Annotated in this window: 22 protein-coding genes and 1 pseudogene; 10 read left to right on the top strand and 13 right to left on the bottom strand. The window is 51.8% G+C overall.

The genetic code is table 11. The annotated features are described in order from the left end of the window. Nucleotides 1-117: 117 nt before the first annotated feature. Nucleotides 118-1,479, bottom strand: coding sequence for an MFS transporter (locus ACTVDO_RS08860; RefSeq protein WP_442901351.1), 1,362 nt, complete (start codon nucleotides 1,477-1,479; stop codon nucleotides 118-120). Between the two features lie 330 nt (nucleotides 1,480-1,809). Then, complete coding sequence (locus ACTVDO_RS08865) at nucleotides 1,810-2,583, bottom strand: IclR family transcriptional regulator (protein WP_020959586.1); 774 nt, start codon at nucleotides 2,581-2,583, stop codon at nucleotides 1,810-1,812. A gap of 222 nt (nucleotides 2,584-2,805) precedes the next feature. On the opposite strand from ACTVDO_RS08865, the gene ACTVDO_RS08870 reads away from it, so the two are divergent. The 7 genes from ACTVDO_RS08870 (at nucleotide 2,806) to ACTVDO_RS08900 (ending at nucleotide 8,780) form a co-directional block, all read left to right on the top strand. Further along, a complete protein-coding gene (locus tag ACTVDO_RS08870; RefSeq protein WP_020959585.1) occupies nucleotides 2,806-3,060 on the top strand; it encodes a YciI family protein in 255 nt (84 codons plus the stop codon). A 25-nt stretch (nucleotides 3,061-3,085) separates the two neighbouring features. Then, nucleotides 3,086-4,024 (top strand): fumarylacetoacetate hydrolase family protein, encoded by a 939-nt coding sequence (locus ACTVDO_RS08875; protein ID WP_429893368.1) that lies wholly within the window; start codon nucleotides 3,086-3,088, stop codon nucleotides 4,022-4,024. Further along, nucleotides 4,021-4,524 carry a DinB family protein gene (locus tag ACTVDO_RS08880; protein WP_442901352.1) on the top strand — a complete coding sequence of 168 codons (504 nt, stop codon included), beginning with the start codon at nucleotides 4,021-4,023 and terminating at the stop codon, nucleotides 4,522-4,524. Before ACTVDO_RS08875 ends, ACTVDO_RS08880 begins: the two co-directional genes overlap by 4 nt. A 13-nt stretch (nucleotides 4,525-4,537) precedes the next feature. Continuing rightward, nucleotides 4,538-5,650 (top strand): cupin domain-containing protein, encoded by a 1,113-nt coding sequence (locus ACTVDO_RS08885; protein ID WP_020959582.1) that lies wholly within the window; start codon nucleotides 4,538-4,540, stop codon nucleotides 5,648-5,650. Between the two features lie 32 nt (nucleotides 5,651-5,682). After that, a complete protein-coding gene (locus ACTVDO_RS08890; RefSeq protein WP_020959581.1) occupies nucleotides 5,683-6,888 on the top strand; it encodes an FAD-dependent monooxygenase in 1,206 nt (401 codons plus the stop codon). A gap of 104 nt (nucleotides 6,889-6,992) precedes the next feature. Further along, nucleotides 6,993-8,195, top strand: a complete 1,203-nt coding sequence (locus tag ACTVDO_RS08895; RefSeq protein ID WP_020959580.1) for an MFS transporter — start codon at nucleotides 6,993-6,995, stop codon at nucleotides 8,193-8,195. Between the two features lie 114 nt (nucleotides 8,196-8,309). Next, complete coding sequence (locus ACTVDO_RS08900; protein ID WP_420480335.1) at nucleotides 8,310-8,780, top strand: PCYCGC motif-containing (lipo)protein; 471 nt, start codon at nucleotides 8,310-8,312, stop codon at nucleotides 8,778-8,780. 297 nt (nucleotides 8,781-9,077) lie between these two features. Here the strand turns inward: ACTVDO_RS08900 and ACTVDO_RS08905 are convergent, their stop codons facing one another. From ACTVDO_RS08905 to ACTVDO_RS08925, 5 genes are all read right to left on the bottom strand, one after another. Then, nucleotides 9,078-9,806, bottom strand: coding sequence for a 3'-5' exonuclease (locus tag ACTVDO_RS08905; RefSeq protein ID WP_020959578.1), 729 nt, complete (start codon nucleotides 9,804-9,806; stop codon nucleotides 9,078-9,080). Next, on the bottom strand, nucleotides 9,799-10,851 hold the full coding sequence (locus ACTVDO_RS08910; protein WP_020959577.1) for a putative nucleotidyltransferase substrate binding domain-containing protein: 1,053 nt from the start codon (nucleotides 10,849-10,851) through the stop codon (nucleotides 9,799-9,801). Before ACTVDO_RS08910 ends, ACTVDO_RS08905 begins: the two co-directional genes overlap by 8 nt. Nucleotides 10,852-10,984: 133 nt before the next feature. After that, nucleotides 10,985-12,286, bottom strand: a complete 1,302-nt coding sequence (locus tag ACTVDO_RS08915; protein WP_020959576.1) for an ammonium transporter — start codon at nucleotides 12,284-12,286, stop codon at nucleotides 10,985-10,987. Nucleotides 12,287-12,462: 176 nt separating this feature from the next. After that, a complete protein-coding gene (locus ACTVDO_RS08920) occupies nucleotides 12,463-12,870 on the bottom strand; it encodes a VWA-like domain-containing protein (protein ID WP_023817587.1) in 408 nt (135 codons plus the stop codon). A gap of 166 nt (nucleotides 12,871-13,036) precedes the next feature. Further along, nucleotides 13,037-13,231 (bottom strand): YozQ family protein, encoded by a 195-nt coding sequence (locus ACTVDO_RS08925; protein ID WP_020959574.1) that lies wholly within the window; start codon nucleotides 13,229-13,231, stop codon nucleotides 13,037-13,039. 292 nt (nucleotides 13,232-13,523) lie between these two features. Here ACTVDO_RS08925 and ACTVDO_RS08930 point away from each other — a divergent pair, with 292 nt between their 5' ends. Further along, complete coding sequence (locus ACTVDO_RS08930) at nucleotides 13,524-14,030, top strand: YndM family protein (RefSeq protein WP_442901353.1); 507 nt, start codon at nucleotides 13,524-13,526, stop codon at nucleotides 14,028-14,030. Between the two features lie 155 nt (nucleotides 14,031-14,185). On the opposite strand, the gene ACTVDO_RS08935 is transcribed toward ACTVDO_RS08930, so the two are convergent. Together ACTVDO_RS08935 and ACTVDO_RS08940 are read right to left on the bottom strand one after the other, a co-directional pair. Then, nucleotides 14,186-15,376, bottom strand: a complete 1,191-nt coding sequence (locus ACTVDO_RS08935; RefSeq protein WP_020959571.1) for a toxic anion resistance protein — start codon at nucleotides 15,374-15,376, stop codon at nucleotides 14,186-14,188. Further along, a complete protein-coding gene (locus ACTVDO_RS08940) occupies nucleotides 15,376-16,020 on the bottom strand; it encodes a 5-bromo-4-chloroindolyl phosphate hydrolysis family protein (RefSeq protein ID WP_442901354.1) in 645 nt (214 codons plus the stop codon). Before ACTVDO_RS08940 ends, ACTVDO_RS08935 begins: the two co-directional genes overlap by 1 nt. 161 nt (nucleotides 16,021-16,181) lie before the next feature. Between ACTVDO_RS08940 and ACTVDO_RS08945 the strand changes: the two genes are divergently transcribed. Continuing rightward, nucleotides 16,182-16,310: a hypothetical protein gene (locus tag ACTVDO_RS08945; RefSeq protein WP_255396855.1), complete on the top strand. Its 129-nt coding sequence runs from the start codon at nucleotides 16,182-16,184 to the stop codon at nucleotides 16,308-16,310. A gap of 6 nt (nucleotides 16,311-16,316) precedes the next feature. Next, a pseudogene (locus ACTVDO_RS08950) lies at nucleotides 16,317-16,530 on the top strand (SIMPL domain-containing protein); the annotation flags it as partial. Here the strand turns inward: ACTVDO_RS08950 and ACTVDO_RS08955 are convergent. From ACTVDO_RS08955 to mngB, 4 genes are all read right to left on the bottom strand, one after another. Beyond that, nucleotides 16,520-17,254, bottom strand: a complete 735-nt coding sequence (locus ACTVDO_RS08955) for a hypothetical protein (RefSeq protein ID WP_168368447.1) — start codon at nucleotides 17,252-17,254, stop codon at nucleotides 16,520-16,522. The pseudogene ACTVDO_RS08950 and the gene ACTVDO_RS08955 overlap by 11 nt on opposite strands. A 137-nt stretch (nucleotides 17,255-17,391) precedes the next feature. Continuing rightward, a complete protein-coding gene (locus ACTVDO_RS08960) occupies nucleotides 17,392-18,657 on the bottom strand; it encodes an MDR family MFS transporter (protein WP_063166136.1) in 1,266 nt (421 codons plus the stop codon). A 141-nt stretch (nucleotides 18,658-18,798) separates the two neighbouring features. Then, nucleotides 18,799-19,539 (bottom strand): CAP domain-containing protein, encoded by a 741-nt coding sequence (locus ACTVDO_RS08965; protein ID WP_168368446.1) that lies wholly within the window; start codon nucleotides 19,537-19,539, stop codon nucleotides 18,799-18,801. Nucleotides 19,540-20,003: 464 nt separating this feature from the next. Then, nucleotides 20,004-22,643: a mannosylglycerate hydrolase gene (mngB, locus tag ACTVDO_RS08970; RefSeq protein ID WP_442901355.1), complete on the bottom strand. Its 2,640-nt coding sequence runs from the start codon at nucleotides 22,641-22,643 to the stop codon at nucleotides 20,004-20,006. Between the last annotated feature and the right edge of the window lie 19 nt (nucleotides 22,644-22,662).

Here is a 22,662-nt window from a genome sequence, read left to right on the forward strand (position 1 = left end):
AGCGTTACACACGCTCCGCTGTACAGCTTTTTTGTTGACTTTTGCGCCATCCTCCCCATTATTTTAAAGCATTGGGGATCCATAGCACCATTTGCGGCCAATATGTGATCACAAAGACTAGGCATTTTCCCTTAACCGTTCTTTATTGCCAACAACTTCACTACTGCTATAGTACGCCCGTTTGGCCGGCACGATTGCCAGCGCAGTGGCCGCAACAATTCCCGGGATGGCGAAAGCAAGAAAATTCATCGGGGTAGGAAGCGCCATCGACAGCAGCCATCCGCCAACCATCGGCCCAAACATTCCGCCAAACCGCCCCATTCCCGATGCCGTGCCAAGCGCCGTTGAACGGACAGAAGGCGGGTAGTATTGGGAAACGTATGCTTGGATCAAATGCTGCGCCCCGACAGAGCTTGCCCCGGCTACCGCTACGAGCGCATAAATGTATAGCATATCCCCTCCAAATCCTAACAGTGTCATCGCTACGGCGCCGATGGCATATAAAAAGGAAAGCATTTTTTTCAAATCGTATTTGCTGCTTAAGCGCGCGACAACGATCGCCCCAACAATCGATCCGCCTTGCAAAATCATCAAAAAGGCCAAGCTGGAATTCAAGCCGTACCCGGCTTTCATCATTAAATTCGGCAGCCATGTGTTCAACCCGTATACCATCAACAAGCTCATGAAATACGTTGTCCAAAATAAGACCGTGCTTAATGCCCGCTTTTCCTTAAACAGCTCCACAACCGGCACTTTCGCCCGTTCCTGGCGGTCTGTCGTAAATTCGTCTTTCTCCGACAACGGCACTTCCGGATTTACTTTGGCCATTATGCGAACAATTTCTTGTTTGTTTCCCGTTTGCAGAAGGCGCACTACCGTTTCTGGAGCATACTTGTAGACGAACGGGATAAATAAAAGTCCAAAACCAGCAACCCAAAACACTGCTTCCCAGCCGAATATTGGCATGAGCGTCATGCCAAACACCGGCGCCAACATGCCGCCGACCGAGTAGCCGCATAATACGATCGTCACCAGTAAACTTCTTAACCGTTTCGGTGCGTAGTCGGTCAACAACGCGGTAATGTTCGGCATAATGCCGCCAAGCCCCAAACCGGCAAGGAAACGATAAATCGAAAAAGTCGTTGGATTATCTGCAAACCCGCAAAGCATCGTAAAAAAGCTGAATAAGAATAAGGAAAGAATAATAGCGGGCTTCCTCCCGTACCGGTCAGCCATCATCCCTAACAAAATTGCCCCGAACACCATCCCGAATAATCCGTAACTGCCGATCGTCCCCGCTTCGACAGAGCTTAATCCCCACTCTTCAATCAACACGGGGACTACTGTCCCGTAAACGACTAAGTCATAGCCGTCAAACAAAATAATGAGAAAACATAATGCCACTAACCCAAAATGAAAACGGTTAAATTTGCTTGCATGAATGATTTGTTCAAGATTGATCGTTTGCAATGCACTCACCCCTTTATAATCAGTTGATCGCTCGTCGCTTTCATCAAGATCGAAGCGCTGCCTTTCCTGTACGAGAAAAGGGAAACGTTTACATTTTGATATAGAACCGTGCTCCCAATCCCCTCTCCTTTACTGTTTTATATAAATAGTGAACTAATTTCACTATACAATAAACCATTTCCCTAGTCAAAACTTTTTTAATATTTTATATAGTGAAATTACGAACAAATCTCTTTCACGATCTCGCTCTTAACATCGAAAAAACCCATCCACCCGAAATGAACGTCGGATGGATAGGTTTAGGTTGTTGTTATCGAAAAAAACCGACTCCCACTCCGGTTAGTCGGCCAAAAAACCAAAAGACTTCGAAATTTCCGCCACACAATCCATAATATACTTCCCTGCCTGCTCGTCGGCCGTCTTCGGGATCCGCTCGGTGAATCCGACTACCGTTACCGCAGCAACGAGATCGCGCTGGAAGTCCAAGACCGGGACGCTAAACGACGAGACATGCTTGACTAACGGCTCTAACGCATACGAGAAGAACCGTTGTCGAATGCCTTCGATCTCCTCTTCCAATTGTTTGCGCCGCTCATCAGTCAATTTCCTCAACTCGCTTTGCTTCCATTCCTTTACTTGCGGATCGCGCTCATCCTTGAACGCCGCAAACACTTTTCCTGTCGCTGATAAAAGCGGAAGCCGCGTCCCGACTTGCGCTCCAATGTTTAAGCCGTAATTGGCGCTGTATATATCAACGATCACAGGCCCGCCATGAGTCCAGACAGCCAGCAAGGCGGTTTGGGACGTCGAGGCACTGATTTCGCGCAAATATGGCGTAATTTTTCCGATCACATTCCGATCCCCTAACGCTGCCGCGCAATATTCGATGAATTTTCCACCAAGTGAATACGTCCCATCTTTTTTGTCGCGATACAACACATCAAGCATCGTCAACGTATTTAAATATTTATATAAATTGCTTTTCGTAATGCCGGTTAGTTCTTGAATTTCCGTGAATTTTAACGGCCGGTTTTTTGTAGCGACAATGTCAATAATGTTCAAGCCGACTTGCAGCGACTGGATCACGTTCGTACTTTTTTCATTTTTGATCATGATAAGTTCCCCTTTTGCCTTTTCTTCTTTAACGAATGTATCAGCCACTCCCTAAAAAATCAATCTTTTAACAATATATTTTCGATTTTTTATCGTCCTTTATCTGCGCGTGAACGCAGATGGGGAATTTTTTAAAAATGAATATTGACAATAGTACAAACTTTGAAATATTCTATAAATAGATAACTAAGTTATCAAATAGTGAACAAAGGAGGGGCACACTTGAACAAATACCTTGTTCTCATCCGGAGAACGAACGAATTCACCGGGCGCACTCTCCCAGCCCACCGCGACTTTCTCGCCGAATTAAAGGAATCCGGAACGCTCCTTCTCGCTGGGGGATTTGCGGATCAAACGGGTGGCGCCTATATTTTGCAATGTTCGTCGCAAAGCGAAGCGGAAGCGATCATTCGTCGCGACCCGATGAATGACCCAAATGAAGCCGTTTACGAACTGAAACAATGGAACGCAAACTAGATGACCAACGAAAGGAAGTCGAAATATGAAACTTATCACGTTCACGAAAGATGGCCTTACCCGTATTGGACTGGTGGAAAGCGATTACATCGTTGACCTTCACCGCGCATTCTATGAAAAGCTGCGGGCTGAAGGCAAATTGCGCGCCCAACAAATCGCCGACGCCTATATTCCCAACGATATGGTCGGCTTTTTGCAAGGTGGAGATGAGAGTCTAGACTATGCAAAACAAGCCGTGGAGTTCGCCCTTTCCCATGACAGCGACGTGCCGCTTGTGTTCAAGCGGGAGGAAGTGAAACTGGAAGCGCCGGTTCCGAATCCGGGGAAAATGATTTGCGTCGGCCATAACTATCGCGAGCACATTTTGGAAATGGGCCGGGAAATCCCGCCATATCCTGTCGTGTTTGCGAAATTTGCCAATACCGTCATCGGCCCGGAAGATGATATCCCGTTCCACCCCATTTCCGAGCAGCTTGATTATGAAGCAGAGTTTGCCTTTGTGATTGGCAAGCGGGCCCGCAACGTTTCGCAGGCTGAAGCGCTTTCGTACGTCGCAGGCTATACCATTGTCAACGATGTCACATACCGCGACTTACAGCGCCGCACCCTGCAATGGCTGCAAGGAAAAACGGTCGATGGCAGCGCGCCGATGGGGCCATGGCTTGTAACAACCGATGAGTTGGCCGATCCGTCAGGTCTTGGCATCGCCCTCTTTGTCAATGGAGAAGAACGGCAACGGTCCAACACGGCCAATTTAGTGTTCACCGTTCCGTATCTCGTTGAATTTTTATCCGGTCTCATGACGCTTGAACCGGGCGATGTCATCCTCACCGGCACGCCGGGCGGCGTCGGGGTGGCCCGGAATCCGCAAGTGTTTTTAAAAGACGGGGATGTCGTCCGCATTGAGGTGGAGAAGATTGGGGTGCTCGAAAATCGGGTGAAAAAAGTGGAGGTGTCGTCATGACCAACGCGGTTTTATCTTCGGCATCGGCAACGGTCAACGAAACCGTTGACCGCATTGTCGAGTTGGTGCAATCGCTTTCTGAAGAATTGATCCGTTGGAAGCCGTCGGAAGAGGAATGGTCGATCGCGCAAATTCTCTCCCATTTAAACGAAGCAATTCCGTATTGGGTGGGGGAAATCAACCGGATCAAACAAGACGCCTCGACTGCATGGGGCCGCGGACTGGCGGATGAGGTTCGGCTGGCGGCTGTCGAGGAAGCCCATGTCAATGCCCTGCCCACCGCGGAACTGTTGGCGCAGCTGAAAACGGTTCCGGCAACGGTTGATGATCTGTTCCGGCGTCTGGAGGAAAGCGATTTGTCCATTGTTGCGCCGAGCCGCAATCCGAAATTCAACGGTCAACCGCTGCAATTCATTATTGATCATTTGATTGTGGAGCACGTCCAAAAGCACCTGGGGCAAATCAAGCGCAACGTCAACAAATGGAACGAAACTAAATAAAGGAGTGATCACCATGGCGGAGAAAGGGAATTTCCTGCAAGACCAAGATGTCCTTGATTTCAACCGCGATATCGAGCAATACCATTTGGGCCCGCTTTGGAACGCGATTCCCGATTTAATGAAACATCAACCCGAGCCGCACGCCAAAGCGTACTTATGGAAATACAGCCTTCTGAAGAAAAAGTTGATGGAAGCAACGCAAATTTTCACTCCGGACCGCGGCGGCGAGCGGCGCGCCATCTACTTGCAAAACCCGGGGCTGAACTATCGGAAACCTTGGGGCTGGGCATCTACAACCCAAACGTTGTATGCGGCCGTCCAACTGATTTTGCCGGGTGAAACGGCCCCGTCCCACCGCCACGTGCAAAATGCGCTTCGTTTTGTGATGGAAGGCGAAGGCGCGTACACGATCGTACAAGGAGAGCGCATCTTCATGGAGCGCGGCGACTTCTTGACGACGCCAAACGGACTTTGGCACGGCCATGGCCATCCGGGCTCGGAACCGATGATTTGGATGGACTGCCTAGACATTCCGACAGTCTATTTCTTAGGCGGCACGTTTTTTGAGCCGTACCCCGAGAGGCTCCAAGATCCGGAAGTGCCGGATAACTACTCGGCGCAGCGCTATGAAGGAGGAATGGTGCGCCCGGTTTCTGACCGTTATCCGAAAAAAGCGCCGCTTGCGGCATACAAATGGAAGCGCACACACGAAGCGCTCGAAGGACTGAGCCGCTTTGAGCCGGATCCGTATGACGGGTATGCGGTTGAATACATTAATCCGTCCAACGGTGAAACGGCGTGCCCGACGATCGCTTCCTGGATGCAAAAGCTGCCGAAAGGCTTCCATACGAAAGCTCATCGCCATACGCACGCATCCATCTATCACGTCTTTGAAGGATCAGGGTATACGATTATCAACGGCGTCCGCTTCGACTGGGAAAAAGGCGACTTCTTCGTCGTGCCGAACTGGGCATGGCATGAACATGTCGCTGAAGAAGACAGCTATTTATTCTCAACAAACGATTTGCCGATTCTCGAGAAATTTGGCCTGGAGCAGGAGCAAGCATTGGAGACAAACAATGGCTATCAAACTATAACGGGAGAATTCAAACCCGTTCTCGGGTAACCACTCCCCATAATCAATAGGAGGGATTCATCATGACCAAAACAGATTTGATCATCGTCGGCGGCGGCATCGGCGGCTTAGCTGCCGCTCTGGCTGCCGCTGAAAACGGGAAAACATCGACGGTGTTAGAACGGGCGCCGGAATTTGGCGAAGTCGGCGCCGGCATCCAGCTAGCGCCAAACGCGACATCCGTCTTGAAGCGGTTTGGCGTAATGGATGACATTCAAAAGGTGGCTGTCTTTCCGAAACGGCTCGTGCTGAAAGATGTCTATACGGGTGAAGAACTAAGCACGATGGATCTCGGAGAAGCGTTTCTTAAACGCTACGGGCATCCGTACATCGTCCTTCACCGCGCCGATTTGCATCGCATTTTGTTTGAAGCGTGCGTCCGTACAGGCAAAGTGACGTTTGTCAACAACCAAACGATCGTCTCCGTCGACCAACATCACAACGGTGTTACGGTCACGAGCGAAAGCGGCGATACGTTCACAGGCGATGCGGTCATTGGCGCCGATGGCATCCGCTCAAACATTCGCAAATATTTCTCGGACGATGAGCCTGTCTGTTCAGAATATGTCGCTTATCGCGGTACAATTCCGATCGAGGAAATTGAAACGGACAACATTGAGCTCGATGATGTCATTATGTGGATCGGACCGTACTTGCACCTTGTCCAATATCCAGTCAGAAGCAAACAACTGTACAACCAAGTTGTTGTGTTCAAATCATATCGGTATAAAGAAGGCAGCGACGACTGGGGAACGCCGGACGAGATGGAGCAGCGCTTCCAAGGCAGCCATCCGAAAGTATGGCGCGCCCTATCGTTCATCAACCGTCAGTTCCGTTGGCCGATGTACGATCGGTTGCCGATTGACAACTGGACGAAAGGAAACGTCACCTTGCTTGGCGACGCAGCCCATGCAATGCTTCAATATTTGGCCCAAGGAGGTTGCCAGGCGCTCGAAGACGCCTCGTATTTGGCGGATATGTTGAAGCAATATCCGGACGACTATGAACAGGCGTTTTTAGCCTACCAAAAAGAGAGAATTCCGCGCACGGCTAGAGTGCAACGAAGTGCGCGGACGTGGGGAGAAATTCTCCATGCCGCTGACCCGGTAACCATTTTGCTGCGCAACACCATTTTCAAACAGCGCACCCCGCAAGATTATGAAGTGGCCGACTTTTTATACCATTACGAGCATACAAGTAGAAAAATCAAACCGGAAGTATTATCATAAAGATAAGATGACACTCCCATCCAATGCAGGTGGAAACAGCGGAAAGCTGCTTTCCCCTGCTGTTTTTCTTTTCATTATTTCAACGAAAGAAAGGATCGTGATTCATGAGTCAGTCGGAAACATTATGGTCAAAAAACTTTATCAGTCTTTTTCTTTGCAATTTTTTTCTATTTACAAACTATTACTTTCTATTGGTTACGATGCCGATTTACGCCATTCATGACTTGCGCGTCGATGAGTCATTATCAGGACTTGTATCGGCTGTTTTTTTGGCGGCGGCTATTGTGGTCCGCTTCGCCGCCGGGCCGTTTGTCGGACGCTATGGGAAGCTCGCGATGCTCAAGTGGTCGATTGTCATTTTTATCGTCTCTTCAGTATTATATTTGTTTTCTCATACCCTCATAAGTTTGTTAGCCGTTCGCTTTTTGCACGGCTTAGGATTCGGCATCGCGACGATGGTGGCCGGCGCGATCACCGCCGATATCATCCCGCCGTCGCGTCAAGGGGAGGGAATGGGCTACTTTGTCTTATCTTCCAACCTATCGATGGTCGCTGGACCGTTTTTAGGGCTCTTTTCCTTAGAACATTTAGGGGCGTTTTTAATGTTGGCGGCCGCACTGGCATGTGCTGCCATTGCTTTTTTTTCTTCTTTGTCAATTCGGTTACCAGCGCAGCTGAAGCAGCCGCCTTCTAACCAACAAGTCCGGCTCTCGCCAAAACATATGGTCGAAGTGTCCGTTTTGCCGTTGGCGCTCATTGGCGCGCTGTTCGCGTTAGCGTACGCTCCTGTGTTGTCGTTCGTATCCGTTTATGCCCAGGAACTTGAACTTGGCGAAAGCGGCAATCTCTTTTTCGTCATTTACGCCGCCATCTTGCTTCTTTCCCGCCCGTTTACCGGGAGGTGGTTCGATGCGCACGGTCCGAAAGCGCTCATGGCTTTTTGCACCGCATCGTTTGCCATCGGGCTTGTTTTGCTAAGCATAGCCAAAACAGCAGGAATCTTTTTGCTAAGTGCCGCTCTCATTGGAATGGGCTGGGGAAATTTATTTCCTGTTTTGCAGACGATGGCGATTCAATCGGCCCCTCTTGCGCGAAGCTCTTCTTCGCTCGGCACCTTTCTATCCATTTTTGATATCGGAATTAGCGCCGGATCCTTTCTCACCGGCGTGCTGATGGCCTCTTTCGGCTTTCGGGCGCTGTATATGGTCGATGCATGGTTTTTGTTCGTTGTTTTTATCGTCTATTTTGCCATAATAGGGAAAAAACGCCAAAAAGAGCCCTACTCGGCCCAACGGCAGCGCGCCTAGCTTACAAGATGGTTGCCGTCTAAGGCAAAGTATGATACATTCAAACTGTCAATAACCACGCTAGAAACCGACCAATAAAAGAAAGGAAGAAGAAATTTGAGACGTCCGGCATGGATGGCAGCATGTATGTTGTCAGTTGGCGTTCTTCTGTCAGGCTGCGCAGATGGCAGCAGCCAAGAACAAAGCCATTCGAATATGACGAAAACAGCGACAGGTGATATTCGCGAAACAACAAAATCAACGGAGCATTTGCCGAGCTTTTTAGGGGCGTTTGAAGAAGAGATGGCGATCTTGTACCAGCAGGCCGCTGAACACCGCGAGCTGCTCGAACAAATCCCTTGCTATTGCGGTTGCGGGCAATCGGCCGGCCATAAAAACAACTATGATTGCTTTATCTATGAAAATAAAAAAGACGGAGCGGTCGTCTGGGATGACCATGCGACTAAATGCGGCGTCTGTCTGGAAATCGCTGCCGAATCGATCGCCGCTTACGACCAAGGAAAATCGGTCAAAGACATCCGGCAGATGATCGATGAGAAATACAAAGAAGGCTACGCAGAGCCGACGCCGACCAAACCGCTCTAATCCTAGTGAAAAAGCGCCAAACTTGGCGCTTTTTCTAGTTATCATCGCGCAAAAAAGAGACAACTTCAGGCTACGTCTAACCGAAATTCATCTCCCACTTTCACTTCGTTTAGAAGTGGGAGGCTTCTTTCAGAGAATGTTAACAGGCAGCGATTGACCGAAAAGAAACTCAAAACGATCCTCTCTCGAATTGGGAAGTTTTTGTAAAACCAACTTTTCTTTCCGGCGAACTCGATCGCTTTACGAACAATGCCAATCCTTCACCAGCCTCCCAGCTCTCTATCCTGCCTAGGAGCGTCAGTGGCGGCTGAGCACCGCATACAAATCGTGCAACGTATCGATGCCGCGCCCGCGAAGCTCCTTAAGCAAAATCCCCCATAGCTCCGCCATCGCTTCGACATCGCCGTCGGCGGTATGGCGGCGCACGCATTCAATGCCATAGCACGCCAGCGCCTCATCGAGCGTCGGACATGGATGGCGGACAAGCCGAACAATCGGCTGCATATCGACAAAACGCCCCGCCCACTTTTGCCGGTAATGGCGCCAAAGGGCATGACGCAAAAACGCCAAGTCATGGCCGATATGATAGCCCGTTAAGACACCGGCGGCGATAAAAGGGACAAATGTGCGCAGCGCCTCCGCAAGCGGCGGAGCGGGGGCAACATCGTCTTCCGTAATGCCTGTTAAAGCGGAAATGGATGTCGGAATCGGCTGTTCCGGCCTGACGAGGGTCGCATACGTATCGATCACCCGGCCATTGACGGTTTTCGCCGCCGCTATGGCCAAAATCTCGTCGCCTTGCTGAGGCGAAAAACCGGTCGTTTCCATATCGACGATGACAAATGGAATGTCAGCCAACCGACCGTCCCAGTCGATGACATTTTGTTTTTCCTTTTGCAGCGAGCGTAGCCAATGTTCTTGCTGCCACGAAGGTTCATTGCCTAAAAAGGCGGATGACGCCTCGCGCGGGATGCCGAGCGACAAGAGGCGGAGCGCCCGCTGCCAAAAACGGTGCCGCTCATTCATGAATGCTGGCCACCCGCCGGGCGACAAAGCGCTGCAGCCGCTTCGCGGTGCGCATCGCCTGCTTCAACTGCTTTTGCTCCTCCCGCTCAAGCGCCCGCCATAAAATATATTCCCGCCCATCTTCCGCCTCCGTGCCGTACTTTAAGCGAACATAGTAGTAAACATCGAGTGCTTTCGCTATATCGGCGGCGAGCGCCGCCGGCAACCGTCCGGCTTCAGCGAGTGCGCGCCGCCGCTCGGCCGTCGTGGCCGCCGGCACGCGCATCAGGCAGGCGAGCCACTTTAAAGCGTTCGTGATTTGCACATAACCACTTTGCTTCATATGAATTGCTCCGCTATGCGGCCCCCAACGCTCTGTTTGCACGTTCCCGAACCAACCGAGCGGAACCGGAGGAAATGAAACGTGCTCGCCCATGCGCGCCAATAAGGGCGGCCGGTCGGCTATTGCTGCAAACAGCGCCCTTCTTGCCGCCTCAGCCAGTTTCGCGTCGCCGTAAAACGATCTCATATCCATTGCGATGAACAAAAAACGCACATCGCTCGGCCATCCGCCGTCTACATAGGACGACAGCTGCCGTTCCCAATCGGTCAACGACTGCGCCCACCGCTTGTTGGTTGGCATCACATAGCCGGAACAGTACGGATACCCGGCCTCATACAGCATCTTCGTCCCAATCGCCGCCATGTGACGGACGAACTCATAACAAGCCGCTTCCTCTCCCTTGGCACAGTCAAACAAAATGCCATGATCTTGATCGGTCCAAACCGTCGGCTCACGCCGGCCGATGCTTCCCATCACGTACCAACACCAGGCGGACGGACGGCGGCCGACCGACATGTTGACCGCCTCCCGTTCGGCGAGGAAAAAGACGCGGTGGAGCATCACCTCATGCACACAAGCCATTTCTTCGGCCAGCTGCCCGATGCGTTCCAACGCCAAGTGGCGCCGCCATTCATGCGCCAGTTCATCATGACCGAAGCGAAGGTCGATGACCGATTCGGCCTTTTTTAAGTGATCCATTACCTTTGCGAATAATAATTCCATAATCCCGCATCCTCTTCTAATTGATGAAACCGAGTTATCTCCCGTCCACTCAAAACAAACGGAAAATGACGGTGAACAGGGCGGCATATTCGATGCGCTCCCTCGATATAAGCCGCCCCCTATCGCCGCCCTCTTACTGCCGCACCGCTGCATTCGGCTGGTACGCCGGGTCAAGCTGTTCCGGATAACCGTAAGAGCCGTGCTCACTAATATCGAGCCCGGAAATTTCTTGCTCCGCAGTGACGCGCAATCCGATCGTTTTCTTCATGGCATATAAGATGACGAACGAAACTACAGCCACATACACCGCAGCACCAAGCACACCGACTGTCTGAACAATCAGCTGGTCAAAGCCGCCGCCATAAAACAACCCGGCTTTGCCGATGCCTGTGATCTCAACCAACCGCGGCGAAGCGAAAAACCCGGTTGAAATGGTGCCGATCACACCCGCAATGCCATGGACGGAAAAGGCGTAAATTGGATCATCAATTCCTTTTCGTTCAAAATAGATGGATGTCCAGAACGTCAACGACCCGGCTGCCGCTCCGATGATAACCGCCGCCCACGGTTCGACGAACGCGCACGCGGCCGTAATGGCGACAAGCGCGGCCAGCACGCCGTTGACCATCGCCGGAATGTCCGCTTTACCGACTAACATTTTTGCTGTAACAATCGCTGCAACCGCCCCTGCCGCAGCAGCCAAATTCGTCGTCAAGGCGACATAGCCAAAAAACCCATCGCCAACTGCCATCGTGCTTCCAGCATTAAATCCGAACCAGCCAATCCATAAAATCAACCCGCCGATGACCGTGTACACTTGGTTATGTCCCGGAATAACGTTTGGCGTTTTGTCTTTATTAAACTTGCCAATGCGCGGACCGAGTAACATCGTGGCCATGAGCGCCGCAATCGCCCCTTGCAAATGGACAACCGTCGAGCCGGCAAAATCTTGCATTCCAAGTTGCCCGAGCCACCCGCCGCCCCATACCCAATGGCCGATCACCGGGTAAATAGCAATGGTGAAAATCGCCCCGAAAAGGAAATAAACCGATAGTTTCGCCCGCTCAGCGAAGCCGCCCCAGGCAATGGCGAGCGACACACCGGCAAACCCGAGTTGAAACAAAAATTTCAGCTCAAGTGGCACATTGGCCCACGACAACGAATCAAACGTTCCTTCTCCCTCTCGTAAAAACCAACCATCTGTCCCGATCAAACCGTTCCCAGCACCAAACGTAATGGCAAAACCGAACGCCCAAAACGCCAACGAGGCGATGGCAAAACTCAATATTTGTTTGCCAGCTACATGCCCAGAGTTTTTCATACGCGTCGATCCCGCCTCAAGCAAGGCGAACCCTACCTGCATGCCGATGACGAGTACCGCCGAGAGCATGACCCATAGAGCATCAAGCCCAAGCATCAACGTTTTTTCACCCATACCTCATCTCCCCCTATCCGTCATTCATCATCACTTTATGTGTTATAATATATAACATAATAAACCTAAAATCAACGCCTGTTTTTTATAGAAACCGGTTTCACTCACAAAAACTTTGTTAAAATTCCTTACACAAATAAAAACACCCTTCATTACGAAGGGTGTTCCGCACAGCTTTAAGCAACGCGAATCGGCTTGCCAAACGGCACGCGCGGCATGTAATCGTCCGGCACAAGCCAGAACACTTCATAGTCGACTTGTAGCTCTTCGTAAAAATAGCCCGTCACATCGGTGATGTAAAACAATGTATCGATTTTTTGCGCAGCGGCCCATTCGAGCACTTCGGTGTACGACGATTTCCCATGTTTGAAATACTTGATCGTAGCTACGCCGACCGGCGAGACATCGCGAATTTTGAAATCCGCCTGCACAAGCAGCGTGTCCGGACGCAATTTCTCAAACAGCTTGACGATGTTTTGAATGAGCACAGGCCGCGCCGGGCGGTTCGACGTGTCAATCGCCAATGCGATTGAGTGATCTTTCCGCTCTTTGAGCAACGCCAATAAAGCCCGCTGCCATCTCACGATGATCATCCCCCTTATGTGAATCGCCGTGCGCATTACTAGTATAGACGGCGAAATCCGAAAGTACGAACTGTTTTTCTTTCCTTTTCCCCTTTCATTTCTCACCGATGGACAGCCTTGGCCATCAGTCAAAACGCCAAGGAGCGAATCCTTGGCGCTTTGTTGTTTACTCCGGCCGGGACAGCGGGAGATCCGGCGCGTTTTCTTGATCGACCGCCGCCTCAATTGTCCCTTCCGCATACACATCGCTTACTTGTTCATGCGTCTCGGCCAACCCCGCACCGAGAGCCGTGGCTGACTTGTAATCAGACGGATCATACTGGCGCCCGGCCACCTCAAGCGATTGTTTGTTCTCTGTCATTCGCTTTCCTCCCTGTTAACATCGTTCATTTATAATGTGAAACAGGGATGAAAAATAAAAAGAGGAAGTTTATGGATAAATGCATGCATACATCAGGACAAATACGGCAAACTAACGATACACACTAACTAGAGAGGATGATGGCCAGTGAGACAGCCAAAACAAAACGACAGTTTGGAACAGAAACAAAAAAAACAACAACCGGCAAAAAATATGGAAAAGCAACCGGGATACGGAGATAAAAAACTAGAGGGCCCGAACTATCCCGCGGAATAAGGATGGCGGCGCAAAAATGAGACATTTGCTCGCATTGGCGCTGAAATATTTGCTGACGACTACCGTGATGTTTGCCATTTTGCCACTGTTTTTGCGCATTTCATCCGCGGAACTATTATGGTTCAGCCTTTGGGTGACACTTATCGCCTACGCGCTCGGCGATTTGTACGTCTTGCCGCGTCTCGGCAACGTCTCGGCGACGATCGCTGACTTCGGCTTCGTGTTTGTCGCCACTTGGATCGGCATTGGCGCGTTTTACGACGTTGCCGGAGGCGCCATCGTCAGCGCGGCCTTTTTCTCCGCTTTGCTTGCTGCGTTAGGGGAGCTGTTGTTCCACGGCTACGTGCTGCGTTTTGTCGTCGGCCAACATGGGGAGGAAGGGGCGCCGCTGATCGGCCGCCAGTGGCAGACCGAAGCGGCGGAAGAGTTTGACGTCCGCACCGCCCGCCCCGATAGCCGCGAAGATGAACGGGCGGGCGAAGACCGGCAAAACCAAGAACCACCCAATCCCCCAGTTTTATAAGCCAGAAAGCGGCCTGTCCAAAACCCCAACCGGATGCTGCAGCAGGACGAAAGCGGTAAGGCAAAATGTAGAAAAGGGTGTCCTTGCGATGGCAAGGCACCCTTTTCGCTTGTCCCTTCCCTCGTTGACAAAAGGAACGGCATCTATCCCCGCTCCTACCGCTCCGGCCGCTTCAAGGACAGAAGCGTCTGTTTCAGTTCCGCTTCCATGGCTGCTAGTTCCCGTTCGGCCTGTTGCCGTTTCAAGCGGCCTTCCGCCTGGATTTTTAGCGTTTCCTCGAGCGTAGCGATCAAGTTTTCTTGTGTCCGCTTCAATGTCTCGAGATCGACCAAGCCACGCTCATTCTCTTTGGCGATGTCAATGCTGTTCGTTTTTAACAACTCGGAGTTGCGCAACAATAGTTCGTTCGTCGTTTCAGCGACCTGCTTTTGCGCCTCCGCCGCCTTTTGCTGGCGAAACAGCGTCAACGCGATGACGACTTGGTTTTTCCAAAGCGGAATTGCGTTTAAAATCGATGACTGGATGCGCTCGACGAGCGTCTCATTCATATGCTGAATCATGCGGATTTGCGGCGCGGTCTGGATCGTCACTTGCCGGCTGAGCTTTAAGTCGTGCACCCGCTTTTCCAGCCGGTCGGCAAACTGGCGCAAATCTTGCACCTCTTGCCAGACCATTTGGTCGCCGGAGCGCTCAGCGGCCGCTTGTTTTTCCGGGATCGTTTTCGTCCGCAGCTCCTCGAGCTTGTATTCTGCAGCCGCAATATAAATATTGAGCGCCTCAAAATACTCTTTATTTTTCTCATAAAGCGTCTCCAGCATCGTGATGTCGCGAAACAGCAAGTGCCGGTGTTTTTCCAGCTGGTCGGCGATTTTGTCGATTTCGACGCCGATTTTTTGATATTTCGCCAACATTCCTTGCAGCGGCTTGGCCACCGTGCCGAACAAGCGGGACAAAAGCCCTTTTTTCGCCGGCATTAAATCATCGGGATTGACTTCCTTAATTTTCGCCATCAGCTCGCTGATCACTTCACCGACCGGGCCGGCGTCTTTCGTCTGCACATGATGCAAAATCGTATGGGAAAACTTGGACAGCTCGGCTTGCGCCGCCACCCCGTATTGCAAAATGGCCTGGTGATTGGCTGGATCGATTTGTCGGGCCAGCGCCAACGCTTTTTCCCGATGTTCAGGTTTTAGCGCATCAAGCGCGTTGGCTCGTTTCTCTTCTTCAAACGGCGGCGCGGTTGGCGGGGAAAACGGCTGGGCAAGCAGATCATCAAGCGTGCTTGTCCGCTCCCGTTCATGAAGCCGTTCGAGTGATTCCATCTCGTGATTCCGTTCGTCCACCATCATTCTCCTTTCTTTGACAGCGGCAAATGAAGACGATCCGGCTGTTGGAGCGATTGCTCAAGCACTTTCGCTTCCGTCTGAAGCGACCAAACGTCACTGGATAACACTTCGAGCAGCTGCCGCTCCGCCGTTTCGGTCAGCTCGCCGAGCAGCCGTTCCGTCTTCCGCAGCGCCTCGGCCATGTCGGCGCTTTGCACCGGCTGTTGCGACAAGTATACATATTTTTCAACCATCTCCACTGCCGTCGGCCACTCGTTTAAGAAAAACGGCTGGGCGAGGCGGAGCTGATGCGGCTTTTGCTCAACCGCACGAATGATCCGGTCGACGACCGCACTCAACCGGGAAACGGTTTGCCACATGGCCACCGAACGAAGCCGGTAGCGGGCGCGGCGCAGCCGTTTCCATAACGCGCGTGCCTCGCAAAGCTGGCTGCGGACGTATGCCTGCTCCTCGGCCGGCACGTCAGCTGCCAAGCGGCGATGCCGCCTTTTCATCACAGCGGACACTCCCCACATCGCTCCCATTCCTGATAAGAGCGAGGGCAAAACGCGAAAATCGGCGGCAATAAATACCGTAACTGCAACGATGATCCCAGCGTTCCATGAAACAAACCAGCGCCATATCGTGCGAAGCAGTTGCTTCATTGTCCATCCCTTTCTTCATCTTTTCTTCCATTATAACACGTCCATTCCATGATACGTACAAGCTCCTTGGGAAGTTTCATTGCCGCCCGGATCCGCACGTATAGGACAATAGCTGTTTCGAATAGGCTATACTAAACGCGGCAAACAAAAGGAGGAGGACTATGAAGGGGATCGATTGGCAGCTTTTGTCGTTTGTCACCGTCTCATTGTTAAAAGAATACTGGTGCTATATCGGCCTGCCACGCGTCTATTACTGGCGGGCAGCCGATGACGATCAAAAAGCCGCCTAGCGGCCAAATGCAAAAGAAAAAGCGCTGGCCATCGCCCGCGCTCTTAGCTTGCCGCTTCACGACATACCGGTTAGGCTGAAGGAACGGACAACAAGCCCGCCGGCGCCATACGGGCCGGCCGTTCTTGGCGCTTCCTCATCAGCGCCGCCTTGGGCAGACGCACGTTGTCGTCATTACCGCTACCGTCGAAGCGGTATTTGCCTATTCACTCATTTCGTGATATCAATTTCACGAACGCGGGCGCCGCCGAACAACTCGACGCGGACCGTCTTCTTTTTGCCCTGCGGATCAACAGCGGTCACTGTGTACACACCGGGCAAATACGGGCCGATTTTTTTGATGAATGGATCTTTTGTCGCCCCTCCCTTCACTTCCCTTCCATTGACGACAAGCGTTGCCTCGGGATCGTCAAGGCGGACGTGGACGAAATATAGAGCCGGCTCAAACACATATCGGTTTTCAAACACATGAATGGTGAACACCGGCGGATGGGACGTCAACCCTTTAATATACACATGCCCGCCCTCGCGCTGGCGGGCGAACTCCTTATCAAGCGTTTCATACGCCTCCGGATGCTGGTCGAAATAGGCAAACAAAGGCGTCAGCGTTTGGCCATTGATCGGCGCCGTTTCATCCGCCACCCGCAGCAACGCCTGCAAAGCGGCGGCATCGCGATCTTCGATGGCCTCTTTTAACCGCATAATGGCGATCTCACGGCCCGCCGTCGTTTTTAACGCCCCGTATCCGCTCCAAATCAGCGCACCTGCTCCCCAGAAGACAGCGATAGCGAAAAGCAGCCAGCCGATGAAGCGGTATTGTTTTTTTCTCTTTTCCCGGGACAAAACGCGTGCTTGCTGGCGCCTGCCGTAGCGCGCCAACGCCGCAGCGCCGTCTTGTCCGCCACCCCCCTCGATTGCATCCCGTTCAGGCGTGTGCGGTTTCATGATCGCTTCCCCTCTCCTTCTCTCTATCTAGTTCCACTTTATGTCAGAGACAGGGAATATATGTTACACGAACAACGACGTGCTTTCTATTATAATAATAAACAAAAAAAAACGGGTAGCGGTTTGCACCGCCCCCGTCACCTAGAAAGGGAAACATCCGATCGCTGCGCCCGCTGCCCGGCTTGCCGGAACATCCACGCATACAGCCCCGCGCTGGCCAATGCGAGCATGCTGAGAGCCACAAATGTCCATGTATAGCCGATCCAAGTCACCGCCGCAAGCGACAACGGCGCCAGCATCCGGCCGATCGTAAAGCGAAGGCTCGCCGCGGCAAAATATTGGCCGCGCATGTCCTCAGGCGCCAGCTTCGACACAAACGACTGCTGCAAGCCGGCCGTCATCAGCTCGGCCAACGTAAACAGCGCCATCACCGCCATCAGCTCGACAATCGATGTTGCATGGCTAAACAGCCACATCGTGACGCCGTATAACATCGACGAACCGATAAACGCCCACCGCTCATCGTAGCGCGCCATATAGCGCGCCACCATCACCGTGCCGAGTACGACAAGCAGCCCGTTTTCCGCAATGAGCAAACCAAACGCATTAGCCCCGTCAACTGTAAAGCCGCCCCATAATGTTTCCTCTTCGATCGTTTCTTTTGTATACACAGGAATTAACAAATCAAGCTGCATGAACGTTTGTGCCACCAACACCCCGGCAGCGATAAACAAGAAAAAGGTGCGATCGCGCACAATGACAGTGTATTGCCTTAGTTGTTCGCGCCAAAACTGCGGCCACGACTCCACTTTCTGTTCGCCCGCCGCCAATGGGGCCGTTTCACGCAGCTGCCTCGCCAACAGTGTCGCCATCGCGAAACATGAGCAGGCCGCGGCAAAAAGCAACGCAAACTGGTGATCCGCATAAAATACCCCGCCGATCGTCGGACCGATGACAACGGAGACGTTGACAGATGTGTAAAATACGGCAAACACATGACTCCGGTCTTTTTCCGGCACGACATCCGCCACCATCGCCTGGCTTGCCGGCCAGTAAAACGCCCCGCAAATGCCGGCAAACGTAAAACAAAGAAAGCCGACAAACGGTGACTGCCACCATGGGGAGCTGGCCAAAGCAAAAATGAAAAACGCCATCCCCTGTCCATAGGCGGACAGCACCATCATCCGCTTGCGCCCGAACAGATCGGCACAATAACCGCCTAGCAAATTAGCAACGACAGAAAATACTTGTGAAACGATCAATAACATGCTTGCATTTTCTTTGCCAAACGAGTCGGCAAAATAAATGGCCATAAACGGAAAAAACATCCAAAAGGTAGTATTCATCAGCGCTTCGCCAAACAAGCGCACTTTCAAATTGCGGTCCCAGTCACGTATTCGCATCCGCGCATCCTCCATAGTCGACAGACTCATTTCAGCCTGCTGAACATTATAGCATAGTTTTCTATTTTTTGTTAGAGAACTATTTCAGCAAAAAAAATCCTGTCCATCAGACCGGTGGACAGGATGGGGAGGACGCCGCTCTTACTTGCGGATAAATTGCTGCGTCCAAATATAGCCGTTTTCTTCAAAACCAACGCCAATGTGTGTAAAGTTTTTGTTCAAAATGTTCGCCCGATGGCCTTCACTGTTCATCCACGCATTGACGACTTCTTGCGGTGTGCGTTGGCCTTTAGCAATATTTTCCCCAGCGGCGGTGTATGAGATGCCGAATTTTTTCATCATCTCAAACGGGGAGCCGTACGTCGGGCTGTTGTGCGAGAAGTAGTTGTTGACCGCCATATCGCGCGATTTTTCGCGGGCGACTTTGCTGAGGGCTAAGTCGACTTGAAGCGGCGGCAGACCGTATTTTGCCCGCTCTTTGTTCGTCAGCTCAACGACTTGCTGCTCATAGGCGTTTAAGCCGGTTGTTTTTTGTGTTGCAGCCTTTGGCGCCGTTGCTGGCGTTTTTGCCGGCGCTTGCGTATTAGCTTGCGGTTTTGCCGCCGGCTGTTTGACCGTTGCCGGCGCCTGCGGTTTCGCCGTTGCCGGCTGCTTTACAGCCGGTTGCTGTGCTGCCGGTTTAGCCGGTTGGAACGACACAAACGGGAAGTATTGTTTCAACCATTTCTCTAAATCTTGAACGTTTGTGCTTGCATATTTTACTTGATACACGTTCGCCGTCGGGCATGTCGTCCCTGCCGCTTCCGTTTTTGTTGTTGCCGCAAACGAAGCGCCGATGAGCGCAACCGAAGCGGCGATCGTCGCTACCATTTTTTTCTTCATCGGAATTCCTCCTTGTTTTCTATTTTCAAAATTAGTTTCTATTTTCAAAGTTTCAAAGGCCGTTGCGTCCGTCAGTGATGCCTGCATTGTTCGGCGAGGACCGTTTGGACGTCCTCTCGCCTGCATCCCCATTATAACATGGGGTTTTTGTAATATTTTTGGTCCAAAATGAAAAATGGGGTGTATTGGCAGCCCCCGGTAAAAAAGACGCTTGTTTTCATTGCCAAATCAACACCGATTATTGACGGCTGCAATGATTGGAAGACGCATCCTTTCACTAACGATGATTCCTTTTTTTCCTCTACTCCTCTAACTATCTATATTTTTCTTGCAAAAAGGGAGTTGACAGCCTCCGATTTCGGCCATTTCGTTTAACAATTGTTACAGCTGTGTTACAAAACAGAGAGAAACTCAACGTTTTGTTATAAAAAAGAAGCTGCGGCATTTAGCCCCAGCTTTTACGTCTATTCGTCCTCTTGCTCTTGATCGACAACAAGTACCGTTTTCACTTCGTTCGGCTTCACTTGTACAGTAAATTGCTGCTTTGCATCCATCACTAGCGGCGCAAGTGGGGTTTCGTTTAAGTTTGTGCGCCATGCCGCCGATGACGGCCCGTGCCATTGGAATGACGCCTCCGTCTTCTGCGGCGTCGGGTTAAAGAAGCGGACAATGACGCCGCGGTGGTCTTCGCTCCGCTTCACCGCGCTTAGCACGACCTCGCCTTCCTGTTGGGAAAACAGGCTATATTCATACGGCACCGAGAACGCCACCGGATTCATTTTCATGGCATCGTGCGGCAGTTTGTTGTACGTATACAGCGGCGTTAAAAACTGTTTCGCCCGTTTGGCAACATTGGCTTCTTCCGTCGTTCCGCGATGCGTCGTCAACGCGAAGTGCAGCTCGCTCACACCGAGCATTTGCGAATCCGGCGTTGCCATTTTAATGCCGGACGGACGGCCCGGGCGACGCACGAGCTCCTCTTTTCCCAGATAGCCGACGCTGCGTAAAAGCGTCACCGCGATCGTATCGCGCTGTTCCCCGACAATCTCGTACTCTCTCGTGCTGTTCGTCAGCACAGCGATGCCGCCCGTTTCATCCGACAGTCCGACATACGTGAGCATCGGGTAGATCGCATCCGGACGTTCATCCCATCCTTCTTGTTCCCACACGTCGATCGCCGGGTCGACGACCGGCCGCCGAATGACACCGAACTGGTTGTCAGCAACCGAATGGGTAGAGGTGATGCCGGTTGGTACGTATAGGCGGACGCGGTGGTCTTTCGCTTCGTTATTGATGCGCACCCGGACATCGATGAGCGGTTGGTCCATCGGAACGGTCAACCGAATGGCGACATCAAGAAAACGATCATTCCGTTTCGCTTTCCGGCTGTCAAGATCGGCCGGCACCGGCAGCCGGTAAGTGATATCGGCATAAGCGAAATAGCTGTTTTGCCGGAGCGAATACGTCGCCTTCACGCCCTTATTATCAATCGGCTCATCGCCCGGCAGCGGGGAAAAGTCATATTCGTCTCCATCATCACCGACATCTTCAAGCAAGAGCACATCGCGGAACGTTCGCTGCAGCTGTTTGTCATATATGTTAATTGTCCCATTCTCATTGACGGTGATCGTATAAAACGGCGTATCCACTTGCTCAACAGCCGTTGGCGCTTGTTTGTTCATCTGTTCCGCCTCTTGCACTAAATACGCTTTATACCCCATCGCCGGAATGCGGTCGCGGAAATGGATCGTATAGCGGACGAACGGATCGTAGTTGCCGTAATGGACGATTTGCCGGTCAATCAGGCCCGGGTCGACGATCGTTTCATCCACCACTTCAAACTCCACCGGTTCCCCGCGTTCATCGACGAGACGGAATGCTTTCCACTTCGTCGTAATTTCCGCTTCGATCGGCTCGTTCCGTTCGTACGGAAGCGTATTGTACACAACCAGCTTGTCGACCGACCGATCCGACGGCATCGCATCGGCCATTTTGCGCATATAAAATGTGATGAGCCGGTCGGCCCGCTCTTCCGCTAGCGCAAAGCGCCCCAAAATGTCGCGGTGAACAAGATCTGAACAGCAGCAGCCGATGCTGTCGTGCGCATGGTTTTTCATCATCTCTTTCCAAATGAGCTCCATCAGTCGGTGCTCATACGGAAACCCAAGCGTCGAGGCGATGGCGGCCAGCGGCTCAAGCACGTTCGTCACTTTGTTTTCGATGCGGGCGTTCGCCGCTTTAATGTCCATGCGCGTCGAGTAAATGCTGCGGTGAACGCGCATATATTTGCCGTCCAAAAACTCGCCGCGGATGACCGGAAGCTGTTCCTCTTTTTCCAGCTGTTCAAACACATGTTCATAGCGGCTTAAGAAAAAGGTCCGTTCCGGATAGAGCGTTTGCAGCTTGTCGATCACCTCAAAAATATTTTTTTGAATCGGCATTTGGTCATGACCGTTCGGAATGAGAATGTGATCGGTCGTCGCCCCGCGGTCCAAAACAGCAAAGTATTTGTCCATCCGCTCTTTCAGCTTTGCTTCATCAGTCGGAAGATATTTGCCGATCGCATAGCCGAGCGGGAACAGCTGCACAAGCACTTTCGAGCCGTCATCGCTCACCCAGTAAAACTCGGTTTTGTCTGTGCCATGCCGTTCCGACACGCCGCGCCAAAAAATGGCCCGCCTGATGCCAAAGCCGTTTAAAATTTGCGGCATCTGCGCCGATTGCCCGAACGAGTCAGGGAGATAGCCGATTTGCATCGGCTCCCCGAACTCTTGGCAATCTTTCAGCCCATAGAGCAAGTTGCGGACAATCGACTCCCCGCCGACGACCATTTCGTCCGTTTGCGTATACCACGGGCCGATGATCAGCTTTCCTTCTTGGACAAGGCGGCGGATGCGCTCTTTTTGCTCCGGCTTGACGGCCAAATAATCTTCCAACACGACCGTCTGCCCGTCAAGAACAAAGTATGGGTAATCACGATTCGTTTCCAACATCTCCAATATTTCTTCCATATCGTTCACTAACAAAATGCGCGATTCTTCCGCGGAAAAATACCATTCGCGGTCCCAATGCACATGAGGAACGATGTGAACGTATCGCTTCAATATTTTCACCTCATTTGTC

The organism is Geobacillus sp. BK01, assembly GCF_052220245.1.
Taxonomy (GTDB): domain Bacteria; phylum Bacillota; class Bacilli; order Bacillales; family Anoxybacillaceae; genus Geobacillus.